This window comes from Cedecea sp. VD22, from assembly GCF_037150195.1.
GTDB lineage: Bacteria > Pseudomonadota > Gammaproteobacteria > Enterobacterales > Enterobacteriaceae > Cedecea.
Map to the genome: position 1 here is coordinate 158,960 of NZ_JBBCPX010000005.1, position 17,671 is coordinate 176,630.

Consider the following 17,671-nt stretch of genomic DNA (forward strand, 5'->3'; position numbering starts at 1 on the left):
TTCTCGGCTCCTGATTATTTAGCGGTAGAACGGTATTGCTTAATCAAATCGATAAAGTGGTCAAACAGCGGTGCAGCGTCGTGCGGCCCCGGGCTCGCCTCAGGGTGCCCCTGGAAGCTGAACGCGGCTTTATCGGTACGATGAATCCCCTGCAGGGTGCCATCGAACAGTGATTTATGGGTTACGCGCAGGTTAGCAGGCAGCGTGGCCTCATCAACCGCGAAACCGTGGTTCTGCGCGGTGATCATCACGCAGTCTTTATCCAGGTCTTTTACCGGGTGGTTGCCGCCGTGGTGACCAAACTTCATTTTTACGGTGTTGGCACCGCTGGCCAGCGCCAACAGCTGGTGACCAAGGCAGATGCCAAAGACAGGAATGTCTGTCTCCAGGAAGGATTTGATTGCGCTGATGGCGTAGTCGCAAGGTGCCGGGTCGCCAGGGCCGTTAGAAAGGAAGATGCCATCCGGGTTCATCTTCAGCACCTCTTCCGCTGGCGTTTGAGCAGGCACCACCGTCAGGCGGCAGCCTCTGTCCACCAACATACGCAGAATGTTGCGTTTCGCGCCGTAGTCATAAGCCACTACGTGGAAAGGTAACTCTTCGGTTTTTGCCGCTTCTGGCAGGTCGCCTTCCAGCGTCCAGCTCCCCTGCTGCCAGGTGTAAGCTTCTTTCGTGGTGACTTCTTTAGCGAGATCCATGCCGTTCAGGCCAGGGAATGCTTTCGCTTTTTCCAGCGCCAGGGCCGCGTCTACGTTATCGCCCGCGATGATGCAGCCGTTCTGGGCACCTTTTTCACGCAGCAGGCGGGTCAGCTTACGGGTATCAATATCGGCAATCGCCACGATGTTATGGCGCTTAAGGTAAGAAGAAAGGTCTTCCTGACTTCTGAAGTTGCTGGCAATCAGCGGCAGGTCACGAATGACGAGGCCTTGCGCATGAACCTGGGAGGATTCTTCGTCGGCTTCATTGGTGCCGACATTACCGATATGAGGATAAGTAAGAGTGACGATCTGGCGGGAGTAGGAAGGATCAGTGAGGATTTCTTGATAACCGGTCAATGAGGTATTGAAAACGACTTCACCCACTGCCGTACCCGATGCCCCAATGGCCCGACCGTGGAATTGGGTTCCGTCTTCCAGAACCAACAGCGCTGACTTAATCAAAACGTCCTCCAGGGAATAAACATTCAATTTATTCGCATATTAATTCAAAACTAACGCCTGAATCAAATGCAAAAAGCGTCTGCCCTACGGATTTTTGGCAAACGGCGGCATTCTAGAGACAAGCCGGGTAAAAGTCTACCTCAAGGCGAAGTTTTTATGTCTCTTTTGCCGCTCAGAGTAAAAATATCTGATTTGAAGGTCAAAATAGCCAACTAACCTGGGGAAAGTAATCGGTTGCTGACCATGAATACTGGGAAAGTGGAGAGAGAGCAGTGAAAAAGTGGACCAAGTGGTCAAAATTAACATTACAACAACACAAAAACAGAGGATAGGAACCAATTTAATGGATTACATAGATAAATTAATATCAAACATTTAAAAAAAACAAAAGGGTGAAATTAATCACCCTAAAATCAATCAATTGAAAACATAAAACCACATTTATAAGGATACACTTAACTACAAATTATTGAGATCTAGCACATCTCGCATATCAAAAATACCGTTCTTTTTACCTTTAAGCCATGAAGCTGAACGAACTGCCCCATTAGCAAACGTCATACGGCTGGAAGCCTTGTGGGTAATCTCAACCCGCTCGCCAATATCTGCAAACATCGCGGTATGCTCCCCGACGATATCGCCCGCACGCACGGTGGCAAAACCGATAGTGCCAGGCACACGTTCACCGGTATGGCCTTCGCGGGTATAAACTGCACAATCTTTAAGATCTTTGTCCATCGCCTGAGCAATCGCTTCACCCATCGCCAACGCGGTGCCTGACGGGGCATCCACCTTGTAGCGGTGGTGCGCTTCGATGATTTCGATATCGGTGTAATCGCCCATGACTTTTGCCGCTTTCTCCAGCAGCTTCAGCATGACATTCACGCCCACGCTAAAGTTTGCCGCGAAAACAATCGGGATCTCACGCGCCGCATCGTTAATGGCCTGCTTGCCGGCCTCATCAAAACCCGTCGTGCCGATGACCATGCCTTTGCCATGCTTGAGGCAAAATGCCAGGTGAGCCAGCGTTCCCTCAGGGCGAGTAAAATCAATAAAAACGTCGAAATCGTTAGCGACAGCATCCAGGTTATCGCTTACCAGTACCCCTGTTTTTGCCACGCCGGCCAGCTCACCCGCATCGCTACCGACCAGGGAAGAACCCGGACGCTCAAGCGCCGCCCCGAGCTGAACGCCATCCAGTTGTAAAGCCGCCTGAATTAACTGGCGCCCCATACGGCCGCCCGCGCCCGCGATGGCTACGCGAATCTGTGCATCATGCATATCATTACTCTTTGGTTAAATAATTCGTAAAAACGTTATCAGGTTAACCAGCCCTCTAGCAGGCCGCCAGCCGAAAACACCCATAATTAGAATTTACTGTCATGGCCCGGCAGTTATCAATAACGCAGATAATTCCCCTGCTTTTAATGGGATAATTATTCACGGTGCCAACGCCAGAACTTCAGCAACCCACGCCTGAAAACCTGGGATATCAATATCCAGCGCAACCTGTGCATTGGCCGGACGTTCGAGACGATGTTCGAGATCCACCACTGTCGTTCCGCTGGTATAAGTACCGTGCGTTTCTACCGCGACAAAGCAGGGGAATGTGTGGAACAGCTCGGGCTTCACCAGCCACGCAATGGCGGTCAAATCATGCATTCGCAGCCCGGTATCCATGCTGCCGCTGCGGTAATGACTGAATAGCGCATGCAGCATCTTCCCGGTGCGATTTAAGGCTGGCAGCTGAGCCAGAAATTCAGGCGCAAGCATTGCACGATTTGTCACATCCAGCCCACACATGACGATATCCAGCCCGCTGTCAAAGACGCGTGCTGCCGCCTCGGGATCAATGGCCATATTAAATTCAGCCGTCGGCGTAAAGTTGCCCCGCCCCGCAGAGCCCCCCATCATGACCACGCGTTTAATACGCGTCTTACATTCAGGGTACTGCGTCAGCAGCATGGCAACGTTAGTCAGTGGACCAATGGTAACCAGAGTCACCGGCTCATCGCTGCTTTTCAGACAATCGTACATGGCCTGGAATGCGGGAATTGGCAGTTCACGACGAGATGTTTCGGTGAAGACATACCCTTCCATCCCCGACTCGCCGTGCACGTAAGCTGCATCCCGCAGCGGGCGCAGCAGCGGGACAGAAGCCCCTTTCGCCACGGGCGTCTCTTTCTGCCAAAACTCCAGCAGTTGAAGGGCATTACGCGTGGTTTTGTCCACCGAGACATTTCCAGCCACGGTGGTGATGAGTTTCAAATCTAGCTGGGGTGCAAATAAAGCCGCGGCAAGGGCAACCGCATCGTCGATACCGGGGTCAGTATCAAGAATAATCGGGGTTCTGGTCATGCTGTTCTCCATAAAAAATGCCAGCGGGCATACACCAGCTGGCATCTTCTCATAAACGGAAACCTGCGACGTTAATCCACTTCACGGATGTCCACGCGCAGTTCACGCGGCACTTCAAAGACGATATTCTCTTCGCGCCCTGTCAGCTCCTTAGCTTCGCTCCCGCCAAGTTCGCGCAGGCGAGCAATGACGTTTTGCACCAATACATCAGGCGCAGAGGCCCCGGCGGTAACACCGACGCAATTCACGTCTTTTAGCCAGGACTCCTGAATATCAGAAGCATCATCAATAAGCCAGGCGGCTTTCCCCATCCGCTGCGCCAGTTCGGCAAGACGGTTGGAGTTCGAGGAGTTTTTGGAGCCTACCACCAGCACAACATCAGCTTCCGTGGCCAGCGCCCGAACCGCTTCCTGACGGTTGGTCGTGGCATAACAAATGTCGTCTTTACGCGGGCCGATAATTTTCGGGAAACGCTGACGCAGGGCGTCAATCACATCCGAGGTATCGTCGACGGAAAGCGTAGTTTGGGTCATAAACGACAGATTGCTTTCGTCTTTGACTTCAAGCGTCCAGACATCGTCCGGTGACTCCACCAGGTACATGCCCCCTTTCGGGTTGCTGTACTGGCCCATGGTACCTTCCACTTCCGGGTGGCCAGCATGGCCAATCAGAATAGACTCTTCACCACGGCGGCTGGCACGAGCCACTTCCATATGCACTTTAGTCACTAACGGACAGGTGGCATCGAAAACTGTCAGCTCACGGCTCTTCGCTTCGTTACGCACCGCCTGAGAAACACCGTGCGCGGAGAAAATCAGGATAGCGCCGTCCGGCACTTCGCTAATTTGCTCGATAAAAATCGCTCCGCGCTCGCGCAGGCTGTCCACCACATAGCGGTTATGCACCACTTCATGACGAACGTAGATAGGCGCGCCGTAAATCTGCAGCGCATTTTCCACAATGCTGATAGCGCGGTCGACCCCAGCGCAAAAGCCTCTGGGATTAGCCAACAGGATCTGCATTCAACGCCTCCAGGACCGGATCAACTTCCAGCACTTCAATATCAAAATGGATAGTCTGCCCGGCCAGCGGATGGTTAAAGTCTACGGTGATAGAATCACCGTTAACTTCACGCACCACGCCCGGCATTTCGCTGCCATCCATTGCGGTAAAGAGCATGATAGCGCCCGGCTCCGGTTCGCCCGCTTCGACAAACTCACGGCGCGAGAAGTACTGGATCATATCCGGGCTTGGAATGCCAAAAGCTGCTTCTGGCGCCAGCGAGAACGCTTTTTTGTCGCCAGCTTTCAGGCCAACCAGTTGGTCTTCCAGGCCCGGCGACAATGTTTCATCCCCAAGGCGAAATAGCGCAGGCTTACCGTTAGCGCGGGTTGACTCCGCGGTGGAGCCATCCTCAAGCTTAAGCGTAAAGTGCACCAGCACCGCGCTGTTGGTTTGTACGGACTCAGCCATGGATTACCCTTTTTGCTTCGCGGGCTTGTCGGAGGAAACAAAGAATCCCTCCAGCACAATCAGCGCCGCACCGATACAAATTGCGGTATCGGCCAGATTGAAGGTGGCAAAATGCCAGTCGCCAACGTAGAAATCGATCATGTCGACGACAAAACCGTGCCACAGGCGATCGAACAGATTCCCGAGCGCACCGCCAATGATTAACGCATAGGCGATGTTATTCAGTTTCTGGCTGGCTTTAGCGCGATACATCATCCACACCAATGCCACACAGATACCGATAGCGATACCCGCGAAGAACCAGCGCTGCCAGCCGCCTTTGTCGGCCAGGAAGCTAAACGCCGCGCCATAGTTACGCGCATAGTGCAAATTCAGGGACGGGAACAGGGATACCGTATCCCCCAGCATGAAATGCTGGAGGATCAGATATTTACTGCCCAGGTCCACAATCAGCACTACCACCACCAGCCACAGCCAGCGCAATCCGGTAGAGAAAATGGGTTTCATCAAGCAAACTTACGTTGTTCGCCGTCACCGGCTACGTTGCTGACACAGCGGCCGCAGATTTCTGCGTGTTCCGCTACCTGACCGATATCGGTGGTGTAATGCCAGCAGCGCGGGCACTTCTCACCGTCGGCTTTACGCAGAGCCACTTTCAGCCCTTTGAGGATTTCGCTCTGCTGAGCGTCTTCACTCGCCTGCGCATAATCGGCAACCGCAGCCCCGGAGGTCAACAGGACAAATCGTAATTCGTCGCTCAGGCTGTTCAGCCTGGCCGCCAGCTCTGCGTCAGCGTACAGCGTCACTGCCGCTTCCAGAGAACCACCGATGCGCTTATCAGCACGAGCCTGCTCGATAACCTTGTTCACTTCACCACGAACGGTCAGCAGCGTGTCCCAGAACTCACCGTTCATCGCTTCGCTTTCCGCCAGGCCAAACAGACCTTCGTACCATTCACCGGTGAACACATACTTCTCGCGAGAACCTGGCAGGTAGCCCCAGATTTCATCGGCGGTGAAGGACATGATCGGCGCCATCCAGCGGACCAGCGCTTCAGCAATGTGGTACAGCGCGGTCTGGCAGCTGCGACGCGCCACGCTGTCCGCTTTCGCGGTGTACTGGCGGTCTTTGATGATGTCGAGGTAGAACGAGCCCATCTCCACGGAGCAGAAGCGCATCAGGCGCTGCACAACTTCGTGGAAATCGTAGTTTTCGTAAGAGGCGATGATATCCGCCTGAGCTTCTTGCGCACAGCCAACGGCCCAGCGATCCAGCACCACCATTTCTTCCGGTTTCACCATATCGGTTTCCGGATTGAAGCCGTTCAGGTTGGCCAACAGGAAGCGGGCGGTGTTACGGATACGGCGGTAAGCGTCAGCGGAGCGTTTCAGGATCTCGTCGGAAACGGCCATTTCGCCAGTGTAATCGGTAGATGCCACCCACAGACGCAGAATGTCCGCGCCGAGTTTGTTCATCACGTCCTGTGGGCTAACGGTGTTGCCGATAGATTTGGACATCTTGCGGCCCTGACCATCCACGGTAAAGCCGTGGGTCAGTACCTGACGGTAAGGCGCTTTGCCTTTCATCGCCGTGGAAATCATCAGGGAGGACATGAACCAGCCGCGATGCTGATCCGAGCCTTCCAGGTACATATCCGCCGCGTGGCCGTGGAATTCTGGACGCACGTCAACAACGGAAGAGTGAGTAGATCCTGAATCGAACCAAACGTCCAGGGTATCCGGCACTTTAACGTAGTTGTCTGCGTCATCCCCCATGATGTCGCGCGGATCGAGATCCCACCACGCCTGGATGCCATCTTGCTCAACGCGCTTAGCGACTTCTTCCATCAGCTCGAGCGAACGTGGGTGCAGTTCTTCGGTATCTTTGTGCACGAACAGTGACATCGGCACGCCCCAGGTACGCTGACGCGAGATACACCAGTCAGGGCGATTTGCCACCATGGATTCGATACGCGCCTGGCCCCAGTCAGGGATCCACTGCACGCCTTTGATCTCTTTCAGGGACTGCGCGCGCAGGCCTTTCTGATCCATGCTGATAAACCACTGTGGCGTTGCACGGAAGATGATCGGCGTTTTGTGGCGCCAGCAGTGTGGGTAGCTGTGCAGCAGTTTTTCAACGTGCAGCAGAGCGCCTTTGTCACGCAGGATGTTAACGATCAGGTCGTTCGCTTTGAACACCTGAACACCGTCCAGACCTTCATAGGTCCCTGGCAGATAGCTCCCGTCCGGGCCAACCGGGTTCGCGATTTCCAGGCCGTATTTCTGGCTGATGGTGTAGTCGTCCGGGCCGTGACCACCGGCGGTGTGAACCGCACCGGTACCCGCGTCCAGGGTAACGTGATCGCCCAGAATAGCCGGGACGTCAAAGCCCATGAACGGGTGCTTAAAGCGCAGCAGCTCAAGCTCAGCGCCTTTCACGGTACCGAGAACCTGGTAATCAGTTACGCCAGCACGCTTCAGCACGTTTTCCAGCAGGTCTTTCGCCACGATCAGCGCCTGGCCTTCAATCTGCACCAGCACGTAATCGAACTCGGCGCCCAGAGAGATAGCGCGGTTAGCTGGCAGCGTCCACGGCGTTGTGGTCCAGATAAGCAGAGAGACCGGGCCATTAACGGCAGAAGCACCAAACTTAGCTTTCACCGCATCGGCATCCACGGCATTGAACGTTACGTCAATGGACGGGGATGTTTTGTCGTAATACTCAACTTCGGCCTCCGCCAGCGCAGAACGGCAGTCCACGCACCAGTGAACCGGCTTAGCACCTTTGTGCAGGTGGCCATTGCCGATGATTTTGCCCAGCGCACGAATGATGTTGGCTTCAGTATTGAAGTCCATGGTCAGATAAGGACGCGACCAGTCGCCCAGCACGCCCAGACGGATGAAGTCTTCGCGCTGACCGTTAACCTGATTAGCGGCGTATTCGCGGCATTTTGCACGGAATTCTGCTGCGGTGAATTTCTCGCCCGGCTTGCCAAATTCCTGCTCAACCTTAAGCTCGATTGGCAGACCGTGACAGTCCCAGCCCGGCACGTACGGCGAGTCGAAGCCGGAAAGCCCTTTAGATTTGATAATAATATCTTTCAGAATCTTGTTAACTGAGTGACCAATGTGAATGCTACCGTTCGCATAAGGAGGGCCATCATGCAAAATAAAGGTTTTTTTGCCTTTTTTCGCATTACGGATGATGCCGTACAGATCGTCATCATTCCAACGCGCCAGCATACCCGGTTCGCGCTTGGCTAAGTCGCCGCGCATCGGGAACCCTGTTTCAGGCAAATTTAGGGTAGATTTAAAGTCACTCATTAGATTCTCGGTTCCGTATTTCGGTTAGCCTTTCAGGCATTTGACTCAAAAAATTCTCGGGCTGACACCACATCTCTGGCGATTTGCGCCTTCAGCTCATCGAGTGAAGCAAATCGCTGCTCATTACGTATCTTTTTACGCAGCACTACTTCTATATGGCGACCATAAAGGTCCATTACAACGTCCAGTAAATGGACTTCAAGCTGCTGGCGTATTCCCGCCACCGTAGGGCGAGTACCGATGTTTGCCACGCCGGCAATCGGCTTTTCACCAAGGCCTGAGACTTCCACCGCATAAACCCCTTTTACCGGGGAAACGTGGCGACGCAGCGGCAGGTTTGCCGTCGGGAAGCCAATAGTACGGCCCAGTTCATCCCCATGCACAACGCGGCCGGAGATCATAAACGGATGCCCTAACAGGTTTTCTGCCTGCTGCAGGTCATCATCGGCCAGCGCCTGGCGCACCGCGGTACTGCTGATACGCACCCCATCGTCACAAAACGTTTGGGTGCTGGTGATATCAAACCCGTATTCGCGGCCAGCCTTCTGTAATAACAAGAAATCCCCCTGGCGACCAGCGCCAAAGCGGAAATCATCCCCCACCGCGAGGAATTGCACCCCGAGCCGGTCAACCAGAAGGTCGCTCACAAAGTTTTGTGCGCTCAGCGCGGCGAAGCGGCGATCAAAGCGCACGCACAGCACGAAGTCCACGCCACACTCGGCCAGGTAGCGCAGCTTTTCTCGCAGGCGAGTCAACCGGGCAGGGGCTTTTTCCGGTGCAAACAATTCGAGCGGTTGAGGCTCAAAAATCATGACCATTACCGGAAGGTTGCGCGCACGCCCCTCTTCGCACAGACCCTTTAATAGCGCCTGGTGGCCACGATGCACGCCGTCGAAATTACCAATGGTGAGTACACACCCGTGGTGCTCCCGGCGCAGATTATGTATACCGCGTATCAGCTTCATGGCTGGCTCAAAACAGTGGAAATTGGCGGATTATACCAACTACCGCGATTAAGGTTAACCGGCGATTAGCGCCTTTAACGTAAAGCTTGAATGAATTCATTGTACTGGGAAGGGCTTTGCGCAGACTTCGCATTTGTCTTGACGAATTTTGATGCGAAAGACTGTATTCCGAAGCCTGATGCTGGTAGAATCCGCGCCATCACACGTAAGAGGTGTCGGAAATTTAACGACGCTTATTTGCACAAATCCATTGACAAAAGAAGGCTAACGGGGCATATTCCTCGGCCTTTGAATTGTCCACATAGATCATATTTGGGAGTTGGACCTTGGCTAATATCAAATCAGCTAAGAAACGTGCCGTACAGTCTGAAAAGGCTCGTAAGCACAACGCAAGCCGTCGCTCTATGATGCGTACTTTCATCAAGAAAGTATACGCAGCGATTGAAACTGGCGATAAAGCTGCTGCACAGAAAGCATTTAACGAAATGCAACCAATCGTGGACCGTCAGGCTGCTAAAGGTCTGATCCACAAAAACAAAGCTGCGCGTCATAAAGCAAACCTGACTGCGCAAATCAACAAACTGGCTTAATCGCCTTTTTGCTGTGAGCTTTGATAAAAAAACCGGCTAACGCCGGTTTTTTTATGCCTGTCATTCAGTCAACTTTAAACAGCGCGGAGTAATCCTTGCTGCAGATGCGCTGCACCGCAGGATGCTGAATCATGCGTTCGGCAAAAATGGCATGGTACTCCTCCAGCACGTTATCCATTCTGCCTATCTCGACGATATCGTCATCGCTATAGATATCCTGCGCATACAGCGTCGGTGCCACAAAGATAGCGTTATGTGCGGCGCCAAACGCCTTCATCAGCGCGGCATCATCAAACTCGCCCAGAATCTCAATCTTCAGTCCCTGGATGTTAATCCAGTTAAGCAGTTTGCGGCCCAGCATTGAGCGACGCCCGGGAATAAGCAGACGTCTGGTTTCCAGACAGGCGGGGAAAGGCAGTTCAGGCTTCGGTCCCTGGCACCAGAAACTGATACCGCATTCACCGAGCTTCACCGAGAACAGCCCTTCCTGCTGAGTAGAATCAATCGGGCAGTCCGAGATGATCATATCCAGCTTATGCTGGCTAAGCTGCTCCAGCAGCATTTCATGGGTTGATTCAAAACAGCGCAGGTGGATCTGCTCATCCTCGACCACGGCCGCATCCAGCACGCCGCTAACCAGACGCTTGGATAACGCATCCGCCACGCCAACATCAAATAAAATGTTAGCTTCTTTACGGTAGTTAACGATATCCAGCATTTCCTGGCTCAGGGTAAACATTCTGTCGGCGTAGCGGAACACCAGTTGCCCCAGCTCCGAAGGGACAAGTCCCCTGCCCTGACGGCGGAATAGTTTGCCCTGCAGGCGCTCTTCAAGCGCTTTGATTTGCCCGGTGATCGTTTGTGGGGTCAGGAACAATGCCTCAGCCGCACCGACAACCGACCCTTCTTTGCAAACGTGCCAGAAATAATAAAGATGATTGTAATTGATATGGGACATACCCTTCACTCCCTGAGAATTAATCCATTATCGGGTCATCTGGCGATGACCCGGCAGCCAGTAACGTCATGAAGTCGCCTTAGGCAATCGTACTTTTAGCATCATGAAGCCGACGACAGCAGAGAGTAACGACCCCAGCAAAATGCCCAGTTTTGCCCAGGTAATCAGCTCCGCGTCAACGTCGCCAAAGGCCAGTGAAGCGATGAAGATGGACATCGTAAACCCTATGCCACACAGCACGCCTACCGCCATAATATCCCTGAAGCTTGTTCCCTCTGGCAGTGAGGCAAGCTTAAACTTCAGCGCCAGCCAGCAAAACAGGCTGATACCCAGCGGCTTACCGATGAACAACCCGGCCATAATACCCAGCGGCAGAAGCGACGTTAGCCCCTGCATGGTCACTCCGCTGAGGGAAACCCCTGCATTAGCAAAAGCAAACAGCGGCAGGATCAGGAAGGCGACCCACGGATGCAGCACATGCTCCAGGTCCTGAGCTGGCGAGCGTCCCTTTTCTTCTTTCAGTGGAATGAAGAAGCCAATAATCACGCCTGCAAGCGTGGCATGCACGCCTGATTTCAGTACCGCAGTCCACAATATTACGCCCACCAGAATGTAGACTCCGGTACGACGCACGTTAAACAGGTTCAGCAATGCCAGTGCCACAATGGCCACGGCAGCGACACCTAGCGACATCACCGAAAGATCGCTGGTATAAAACAGCGCGATAATCACAATTGCGCCAAGATCATCAATAATTGCCAGCGCCATCAGGAAAACCTTCAGCGCCAGCGGGACACGGTTGCCTAGAAGCGCAAGGATCCCTAAAGCAAAGGCAATGTCGGTTGCCGCAGGTATCGCCCAGCCTTCACGGGTTACAGGATCAGCATAGTTAAAAACCAGATAAAGCAGAGCCGGTACCACCATCCCACCCAGGGCGGCAATGACCGGGAATGAAGCCTGACGGCGATCGGCCAGTGACCCGATAACCATTTCCCTCTTTACCTCAAGGCCAATCATCAGGAAGAAAATCGCCATCAAGGCATCATTCACCCACAGCAGCAGATTTTTACTGATATCCAGCGGCCCAATTCTCAATTCAACAGGTGTGGCAAGAAAAGCCTCATAGCCAGCGCTGGTCGATCCCATATTTGCCAGTAGCATTGCCAGTGCCGCAGCAACAATCAAAAAAATACCGCCAGCGGCATCATTCTGAAAGAAACGTTGCAGATTTTTAGTCATTATTTCACCCAACTCTCTAAGTAGCGTATTCATCCTGAACACTAATAGGGTAGCCAGAATAGCGACAATGACACATCGTTAAAAACAGCTTATATGGCAAAAAAAGATCGGAAAAACCGCCCCATATCAAAAAGCATAAAAAAACCTGAACCGAATGAAGCAGTTCAGGTTTTTTGAAGCATACCAACAGGAAGAAATTACCGAGTTAAATCATCAAAGAATTTCTTCACCCCGTCGAAGAAGCTCTTCGAACGCGGGCTGTTATTCGCCCCGGTAGGGCCGCCGAAGCTCTCTTCTAAATCACGCAGCAGCTTTTTCTGTTTTTCGTTCAGACTAACTGGCGTCTCTACAACGACACGGCACAGCAGATCGCCCTGCGCACCGCCGCGTACGGACTTCACGCCTTTACCGCGCATTCTGAACAGCTTGCCGGTTTGCGTCTCACCCGGAACCTTCAGGTTAACTCGACCGTCCAGGGTTGGAACTTCAATTTCTCCACCCAGCGCAGCCATCGCAAAGTTGATCGGCACTTCGCAGTAGAGGTTATTGCCTTCGCGTTCGAAGATTGGGTGCTGTTTCACCTGAACCTGAACGTACAGATCGCCTGATGGCGCGCCGTGTTCGCCCGCTTCGCCTTCGCCAGACAGACGAATACGGTCTCCGGTATCCACGCCTGCCGGGATTTTCACCGACAGCGTTTTGGTTTTCTCTACGCGGCCGTGACCGTGGCAGCTGTTGCACGGATCTTTAATGATAGTGCCGCGGCCCTGACAGTGCGGGCAGCTTTGCTGTACGGTAAAGAAGCCCTGGCGCATCTGCACCTGGCCCTGGCCGTGACAGGTTGGACAGGTCTGCGGGGAAGATCCTTTCTTCGCGCCGCTGCCGTGGCAAACTTCGCACTCTTCGAGCGTCGGGATACGGATCTCTTTGGTGACGCCACGAACCGCTTCCTCAAGCGTTAAGTCCATGTTGTAGCGCAGGTCTGCACCGCGGGACGCACGCTGGCGGCGTCCGCCACCAAAAATGTCGCCGAATACGTCGCCAAAGATATCGCTGAAGTCGGCACCGCCGCCACCAAAGCCGCCGCCGCCGCCCATACCACCTTGTTCAAACGCAGCGTGACCGTACTGATCGTAGGCCGCACGTTTTTGGTCATCGGTCAGGATTTCGTAGGCTTCTTTGATCTCTTTGAACTTCGCCTCGGCCTCTTTATCGCCCTGGTTACGGTCCGGATGGAACTTCATCGCCAGGCGCTTGTAAGCCTTTTTGATTTCACGCTCTTCCGCTGACTTCGGAACGCCTAAAACCTCGTAATAGTCTCTCTTCGCCATCTCTTTTTTCTGCCCTTAACATACGAGCACGGGCGTGGAGTAAACTCCGCGCCCGTGCCGGTTAATTACCCTGCATCAGGGCGATTATTTTTTATCTTTAACTTCTTCGAACTCGGCATCAACAACATCGTCGTCTTTGCCGGCGTTGGCGTGGCCTGCATCTGCGGCATTGCCAGCCTGCTGCTCAGCGTGCTGCTGCTGAGCCAGTTCCATCAGCTTCTGGGAAACTTCAGCCAGAGCCTGGATTTTAGCTTCGATGTCCGCTTTGTCTTCGCCCTTCAGGGACGCTTCCAGCGCGGTCAGCGCAGACTCGATAGCAGTTTTGTCGTTAGCCGGCAGTTTGTCGCCTGCTTCTTCAACCTGCTTACGGGTGCTGTGCAGCAGATGGTCACCCTGGTTACGGGTCTGAACCAGCTCTTCGAACTTACGGTCAGCTTCGGCGTTAGCTTCTGCATCACGAACCATTTTCTGGATTTCGTCTTCGTTCAGGCCAGAAGATGCTTTGATGGTGATCTTCTGCTCTTTGCCGCTGTTTTTGTCTTTCGCGGAGACGTGCAGAATACCGTCAGCATCGATGTCGAAGGTGACTTCGATCTGTGGCATACCGCGCGGTGCCGGGCTGATACCATCCAGGTTGAACTGACCCAGTGATTTGTTATCGGATGCGCGTTTACGCTCACCCTGAATCACGTGGATGGTTACCGCAGACTGGTTGTCTTCCGCAGTAGAGAACACCTGGCTGTGCTTGGTTGGGATGGTGGTGTTTTTGCTGATGAGCGCAGTCATCACGCCACCCATAGTTTCGATACCCAGAGACAGTGGGGTAACGTCCAGCAACAGCACGTCTTTTACATCACCGGTCAGCACGCCGCCCTGAACCGCTGCACCGATAGCAACAGCTTCGTCCGGGTTAACGTCTTTACGCGGCTCTTTACCGAAGAACTCAGCAACTTTTTTCTGCACCATTGGCATACGAGTCTGACCGCCGACCAGGATAACGTCCTGGATATCGGAAACGGACAGGCCAGCATCCTGCAGGGCAACTTTCAGCGGCTCGATAGAACGGTTGACCAGGTCTTCGACCAGGGATTCCAGTTTCGCACGAGTCACTTTGATGTTCATATGCTTTGGACCGGTCGCGTCTGCAGTGATGTACGGCAGGTTTACGTCGGTCTGCTGTGCAGAAGAAAGCTCGATTTTGGCTTTTTCTGCCGCTTCTTTCAGGCGCTGCATTGCCAGCGGATCGTTACGCAGGTCAATGCCCTGATCTTTCTTAAACTCGTCAACGAGGTAGTTGATCATGCGGCTGTCGAAGTCTTCACCACCCAGATGGGTATCACCATTGGTTGCCAGAACTTCGAAGGTTTTCTCGCCGTCAACTTCGTCGATTTCGATAATAGAGATATCGAAAGTACCACCACCGAGGTCGTAAACCGCGATAGTACGGTTGCCGACTTCTTTATCCAGGCCGTAAGCCAGAGCGGCAGCGGTTGGTTCGTTGATGATACGTTTCACTTCCAGACCTGCGATACGGCCAGCGTCTTTGGTTGCCTGACGCTGAGCATCGTTAAAGTATGCAGGTACGGTGATAACAGCTTCGGTTACCGGCTCACCCAGGTAATCTTCAGCGGTTTTCTTCATTTTCTTCAGCACTTCAGCAGAGATCTGCGGCGGTGCCATTTTCTGACCTTTTACGTCAATCCATGCGTCGCCGTTGTCAGCGCCGATGATTTTGTAAGGCATGATGGCTTCATCACGCTGCACTTCTTCGTCCTGGAAGCGACGGCCAATCAGGCGTTTAATCGCAAACAGAGTGTTTTGCGGGTTAGTCACTGCCTGACGTTTAGCCGGCTGACCTACCAGGATTTCGCCGTCCTGCGTGTAAGCAATGATAGAAGGCGTGGTGCGGTCGCCCTCGGCGTTCTCCAGCACACGAGCAGTTGTACCATCCATAATCGCGACACAAGAGTTAGTAGTCCCCAGGTCGATACCAATAATTTTACCCATCTAAACGTCTCCACTAAAAATTCGTCATCATGTGGTTGTGAACCTGTTATGCGGGCAAAAGCGTCTGTTTCAACTGCCCGAAGCGTTTTTTTTCAGGTCCGCCAACTGCGGTTGCATACAAGATGGGGTCGCAACGCTTGCCATCAAGGGGCAGGTGAAAAAAAATTTTCTGCTTTCCCCCCGCTCAGATCATAGACGCCGACGTGCTGCCTGATTATTATGCCGCGCCCGCAACCGGACTCCCGGCTGCGGGGCCTTAATTAACACTACATTTCAGATGAATTTTTCAGAGGAACTATGGGCAACACTAAGTTGGCTAATCCAGCTCCCCTGGGCTTAATGGGCTTCGGCATGACCACCATTTTGCTCAACCTGCATAACGCAGGTATTTTTGGTTTTGACGTTACTATCCTCGCGATGGGGATTTTCTACGGCGGTATCGCGCAAATCTTCGCGGGCCTGCTGGAGTTTAAAAAAGGGAACACTTTCGGTTTAACCGCCTTCACCTCCTACGGCTCTTTCTGGCTGACGCTGGTGGCGATTCTGCTGATGCCTAAAATGGGCCTCAGCGATGCGGCCAACGGCCACTTCCTTGGCGCGTACCTGGGTCTGTGGGGTGTCTTCACCCTGTTCATGTTCTTCGGCACCCTGAAGTCCCCACGTATGCTGCAGTTCGTGTTTGCCAGCCTGACCGTGCTGTTTGCCCTGCTGGCGATTGGCCACCTGGCAGATAACGAAGGTATGGTGAAAATCGCGGGCTGGATTGGCCTGGTGTGTGGCGCCAGCGCTATCTACCTGGCGATGGGTGAAGTGCTGAACGAGCAGTTTGGCCGCACCGTGCTGCCGATCGGCGAAAAGCACTAATCTTCCTTTAGCGGAAAACAAAACGCGGAGCCCTGCTCCGCGTTTTTTTATTCAGGAAGGCGTCAGCGCCCTTTCCTCTATCTTGTCCTGATGATGAATATCCTTTCTTAGCCAAATCCCCATCACCAAACCCACAATGGCAAGCGCCAGCACGTACCAGGCCGGAGCCATCGGCGAAACGCCCATTAACATGGTGACCGCAATCGGCGTCAGGCCGCCAAAAATGGCATAGGAAAGATTGTAAGAAAAAGAAATGCCGGTGAATCGTACCTGCGCCGGGAAGGCTCGCACCATAACAAATGGCACCGCGCCAACCACGCCCACGCTCAGCCCGACCAGGCCATACAGCAAGAAGAGATGTTCTGGATGCGTCCCACTCAGGTGATAAAACATCCAGCTACAGATGGCGAGCAAGATGCTGCCGACGGCAAAGGTTTTCCCTGAGCCATAGCGGTCAGCCGACAGCCCTGCCAGCAGGCAGCCCACGCACAGCATAATCGTGGCGATACTGTTTGCCTGCAACGTTAAGGCAGGCGCGATCCCATGCTGTTTTTGCAGCCAGATCGGCGACATCAATATCACCACCACGATGCAGGCGGAGAGCAGCCAGGTCAGCAGCATAGAAACCACCACCGCTTTTTTATGCCCAACCACGACTGACTTAAGCGGCATCTCCTCGGCCAGCGCTTTACGCTGCTGCATTTCGAGGAAGATCGGCGTTTCACGCAGCCAGCGGCGAAGGTACATCGCCACCAGACCAAAAATCCCGCCAAGGAAGAAAGGAATGCGCCAGCCGCCGTCATGAATCGCCTGCTGGGTCATGGAAGTATTAATAATGGTTGCCACCACGGAGCCCAACAGAATCCCGACGGTCAGCCCCATCGTCAAAATGCCGCAGGCAATACCAATCCGCTTATCCGGCACATGCTCAGAGACAAACACCCAGGCGCCCGGCACTTCGCCGCCGATGGCCGCCCCCTGCAAAATACGCATCAGCAGCAGCAACAGCGGAGCCGCAATGCCTAATGAAGCGTACGTTGGCAACAAACCTATGGCCAGTGTCGGTACCGCCATCAGCAGAATACTGAGGGTAAACATCTTTTTGCGGCCGACCAGATCGCCAAAGTGCGCCATCACAACCCCGCCCAGCGGGCGCACAAGATAACCGGCCGCGAAAATAGCGAATGTCTGCACCTGGCGCAGCCACTCCGGGATATCGGCTGGGAAGAAGAGCTCTCCCAGCACCGCCGCAAAGAAGACGAAGATAATGAAGTCGTAGAATTCGAGGGCGCCACCGAGGGCTGCAAGCGTCAGGGTTTTGTAATCCTGCCGGTTAAGAGGTCTGGCGTGCTGTTTTGACATAGGGGACCGCTTGTAAAGAGGAGTGTTAATTATTTTTT

Annotated in this window: 15 protein-coding genes; 2 read left to right on the forward strand and 13 right to left on the reverse strand. The window is 53.6% G+C overall.

Annotation, left to right across the window (positions count from 1 at the left end):
* Window positions 1-14: 14 nt before the first annotated feature.
* The 8 genes from carA to ribF form a co-directional block, all read right to left on the reverse strand.
* A complete protein-coding gene (gene carA, locus WFK85_RS12260; protein WP_166993503.1) occupies window positions 15-1,163 on the reverse strand; it encodes a glutamine-hydrolyzing carbamoyl-phosphate synthase small subunit in 1,149 nt (382 codons plus the stop codon).
* Window positions 1,164-1,622: 459 nt separating this feature from the next.
* On the reverse strand, window positions 1,623-2,444 hold the full coding sequence (gene dapB, locus WFK85_RS12265) for a 4-hydroxy-tetrahydrodipicolinate reductase (RefSeq protein WP_166993501.1): 822 nt from the start codon (window positions 2,442-2,444) through the stop codon (window positions 1,623-1,625).
* Between the two features lie 159 nt (window positions 2,445-2,603).
* Complete coding sequence (gene rihC, locus WFK85_RS12270; protein ID WP_166993499.1) at window positions 2,604-3,521, reverse strand: ribonucleoside hydrolase RihC; 918 nt, start codon at window positions 3,519-3,521, stop codon at window positions 2,604-2,606.
* Window positions 3,522-3,592: 71 nt separating this feature from the next.
* Entirely contained in the window at window positions 3,593-4,543 is a 951-nt protein-coding gene (gene ispH / locus WFK85_RS12275; protein WP_008461701.1) for a 4-hydroxy-3-methylbut-2-enyl diphosphate reductase, read from the reverse strand.
* Entirely contained in the window at window positions 4,524-4,994 is a 471-nt protein-coding gene (fkpB, locus tag WFK85_RS12280; RefSeq protein WP_039300323.1) for an FKBP-type peptidyl-prolyl cis-trans isomerase, read from the reverse strand. Before fkpB ends, ispH begins: the two co-directional genes overlap by 20 nt.
* 3 nt (window positions 4,995-4,997) lie before the next feature.
* On the reverse strand, window positions 4,998-5,504 hold the full coding sequence (gene lspA / locus WFK85_RS12285; RefSeq protein WP_039290186.1) for a signal peptidase II: 507 nt from the start codon (window positions 5,502-5,504) through the stop codon (window positions 4,998-5,000).
* Complete coding sequence (gene ileS, locus WFK85_RS12290; RefSeq protein ID WP_336707756.1) at window positions 5,501-8,317, reverse strand: isoleucine--tRNA ligase; 2,817 nt, start codon at window positions 8,315-8,317, stop codon at window positions 5,501-5,503. The genes lspA and ileS overlap by 4 nt, the downstream gene beginning before the upstream one ends.
* A 32-nt stretch (window positions 8,318-8,349) precedes the next feature.
* Window positions 8,350-9,282 (reverse strand): bifunctional riboflavin kinase/FAD synthetase, encoded by a 933-nt coding sequence (ribF, locus tag WFK85_RS12295; RefSeq protein ID WP_336707754.1) that lies wholly within the window; start codon window positions 9,280-9,282, stop codon window positions 8,350-8,352.
* Between the two features lie 326 nt (window positions 9,283-9,608).
* On the opposite strand from ribF, the gene rpsT reads away from it, so the two are divergent.
* A complete protein-coding gene (gene rpsT, locus WFK85_RS12300; RefSeq protein ID WP_008461694.1) occupies window positions 9,609-9,872 on the forward strand; it encodes a 30S ribosomal protein S20 in 264 nt (87 codons plus the stop codon).
* Window positions 9,873-9,936: 64 nt separating this feature from the next.
* Here the strand turns inward: rpsT and nhaR are convergent, their stop codons facing one another.
* The 4 genes from nhaR to dnaK all read right to left on the reverse strand — a co-directional run bounded on the left by nhaR (window position 9,937) and on the right by dnaK (window position 15,407).
* Window positions 9,937-10,830, reverse strand: a complete 894-nt coding sequence (nhaR, locus tag WFK85_RS12305) for a transcriptional activator NhaR (RefSeq protein WP_008461693.1) — start codon at window positions 10,828-10,830, stop codon at window positions 9,937-9,939.
* Window positions 10,831-10,896: 66 nt separating this feature from the next.
* Window positions 10,897-12,069, reverse strand: a complete 1,173-nt coding sequence (nhaA, locus tag WFK85_RS12310) for a Na+/H+ antiporter NhaA (protein WP_336707750.1) — start codon at window positions 12,067-12,069, stop codon at window positions 10,897-10,899.
* Between the two features lie 197 nt (window positions 12,070-12,266).
* Window positions 12,267-13,400, reverse strand: a complete 1,134-nt coding sequence (dnaJ, locus tag WFK85_RS12315) for a molecular chaperone DnaJ (protein ID WP_008461691.1) — start codon at window positions 13,398-13,400, stop codon at window positions 12,267-12,269.
* A gap of 84 nt (window positions 13,401-13,484) precedes the next feature.
* Window positions 13,485-15,407, reverse strand: coding sequence for a molecular chaperone DnaK (dnaK, locus tag WFK85_RS12320; protein WP_336707748.1), 1,923 nt, complete (start codon window positions 15,405-15,407; stop codon window positions 13,485-13,487).
* 297 nt (window positions 15,408-15,704) lie between these two features.
* Here dnaK and satP point away from each other — a divergent pair, with 297 nt between their 5' ends.
* Window positions 15,705-16,271 (forward strand): acetate uptake transporter, encoded by a 567-nt coding sequence (gene satP / locus WFK85_RS12325; protein ID WP_166993495.1) that lies wholly within the window; start codon window positions 15,705-15,707, stop codon window positions 16,269-16,271.
* A gap of 51 nt (window positions 16,272-16,322) precedes the next feature.
* Here satP and WFK85_RS12330 read toward each other — a convergent pair whose 3' ends face one another.
* Window positions 16,323-17,633, reverse strand: coding sequence for an MFS transporter (locus tag WFK85_RS12330; protein WP_336707747.1), 1,311 nt, complete (start codon window positions 17,631-17,633; stop codon window positions 16,323-16,325).
* Window positions 17,634-17,671: the final 38 nt, after the last annotated feature.

Coding starts and splice junctions, on each gene's coding strand:
- ileS (WP_336707756.1), bottom strand. CDS start 8,317: ATGAGTGACTTTAAATCTACCCTAAATTTGCCTGAAACAGGGTTCCCG.
- WFK85_RS12330 (WP_336707747.1), bottom strand. CDS start 17,633: ATGTCAAAACAGCACGCCAGACCTCTTAACCGGCAGGATTACAAAACC.
- fkpB (WP_039300323.1), bottom strand. CDS start 4,994: ATGGCTGAGTCCGTACAAACCAACAGCGCGGTGCTGGTGCACTTTACG.
- dapB (WP_166993501.1), bottom strand. CDS start 2,444: ATGCATGATGCACAGATTCGCGTAGCCATCGCGGGCGCGGGCGGCCGT.
- dnaJ (WP_008461691.1), bottom strand. CDS start 13,400: ATGGCGAAGAGAGACTATTACGAGGTTTTAGGCGTTCCGAAGTCAGCG.
- ribF (WP_336707754.1), bottom strand. CDS start 9,282: ATGAAGCTGATACGCGGTATACATAATCTGCGCCGGGAGCACCACGGG.
- ispH (WP_008461701.1), bottom strand. CDS start 4,543: ATGCAGATCCTGTTGGCTAATCCCAGAGGCTTTTGCGCTGGGGTCGAC.
- nhaR (WP_008461693.1), bottom strand. CDS start 10,830: ATGTCCCATATCAATTACAATCATCTTTATTATTTCTGGCACGTTTGC.
- nhaA (WP_336707750.1), bottom strand. CDS start 12,069: ATGACTAAAAATCTGCAACGTTTCTTTCAGAATGATGCCGCTGGCGGT.
- rihC (WP_166993499.1), bottom strand. CDS start 3,521: ATGACCAGAACCCCGATTATTCTTGATACTGACCCCGGTATCGACGAT.
- dnaK (WP_336707748.1), bottom strand. CDS start 15,407: ATGGGTAAAATTATTGGTATCGACCTGGGGACTACTAACTCTTGTGTC.
- satP (WP_166993495.1), top strand. CDS start 15,705: ATGGGCAACACTAAGTTGGCTAATCCAGCTCCCCTGGGCTTAATGGGC.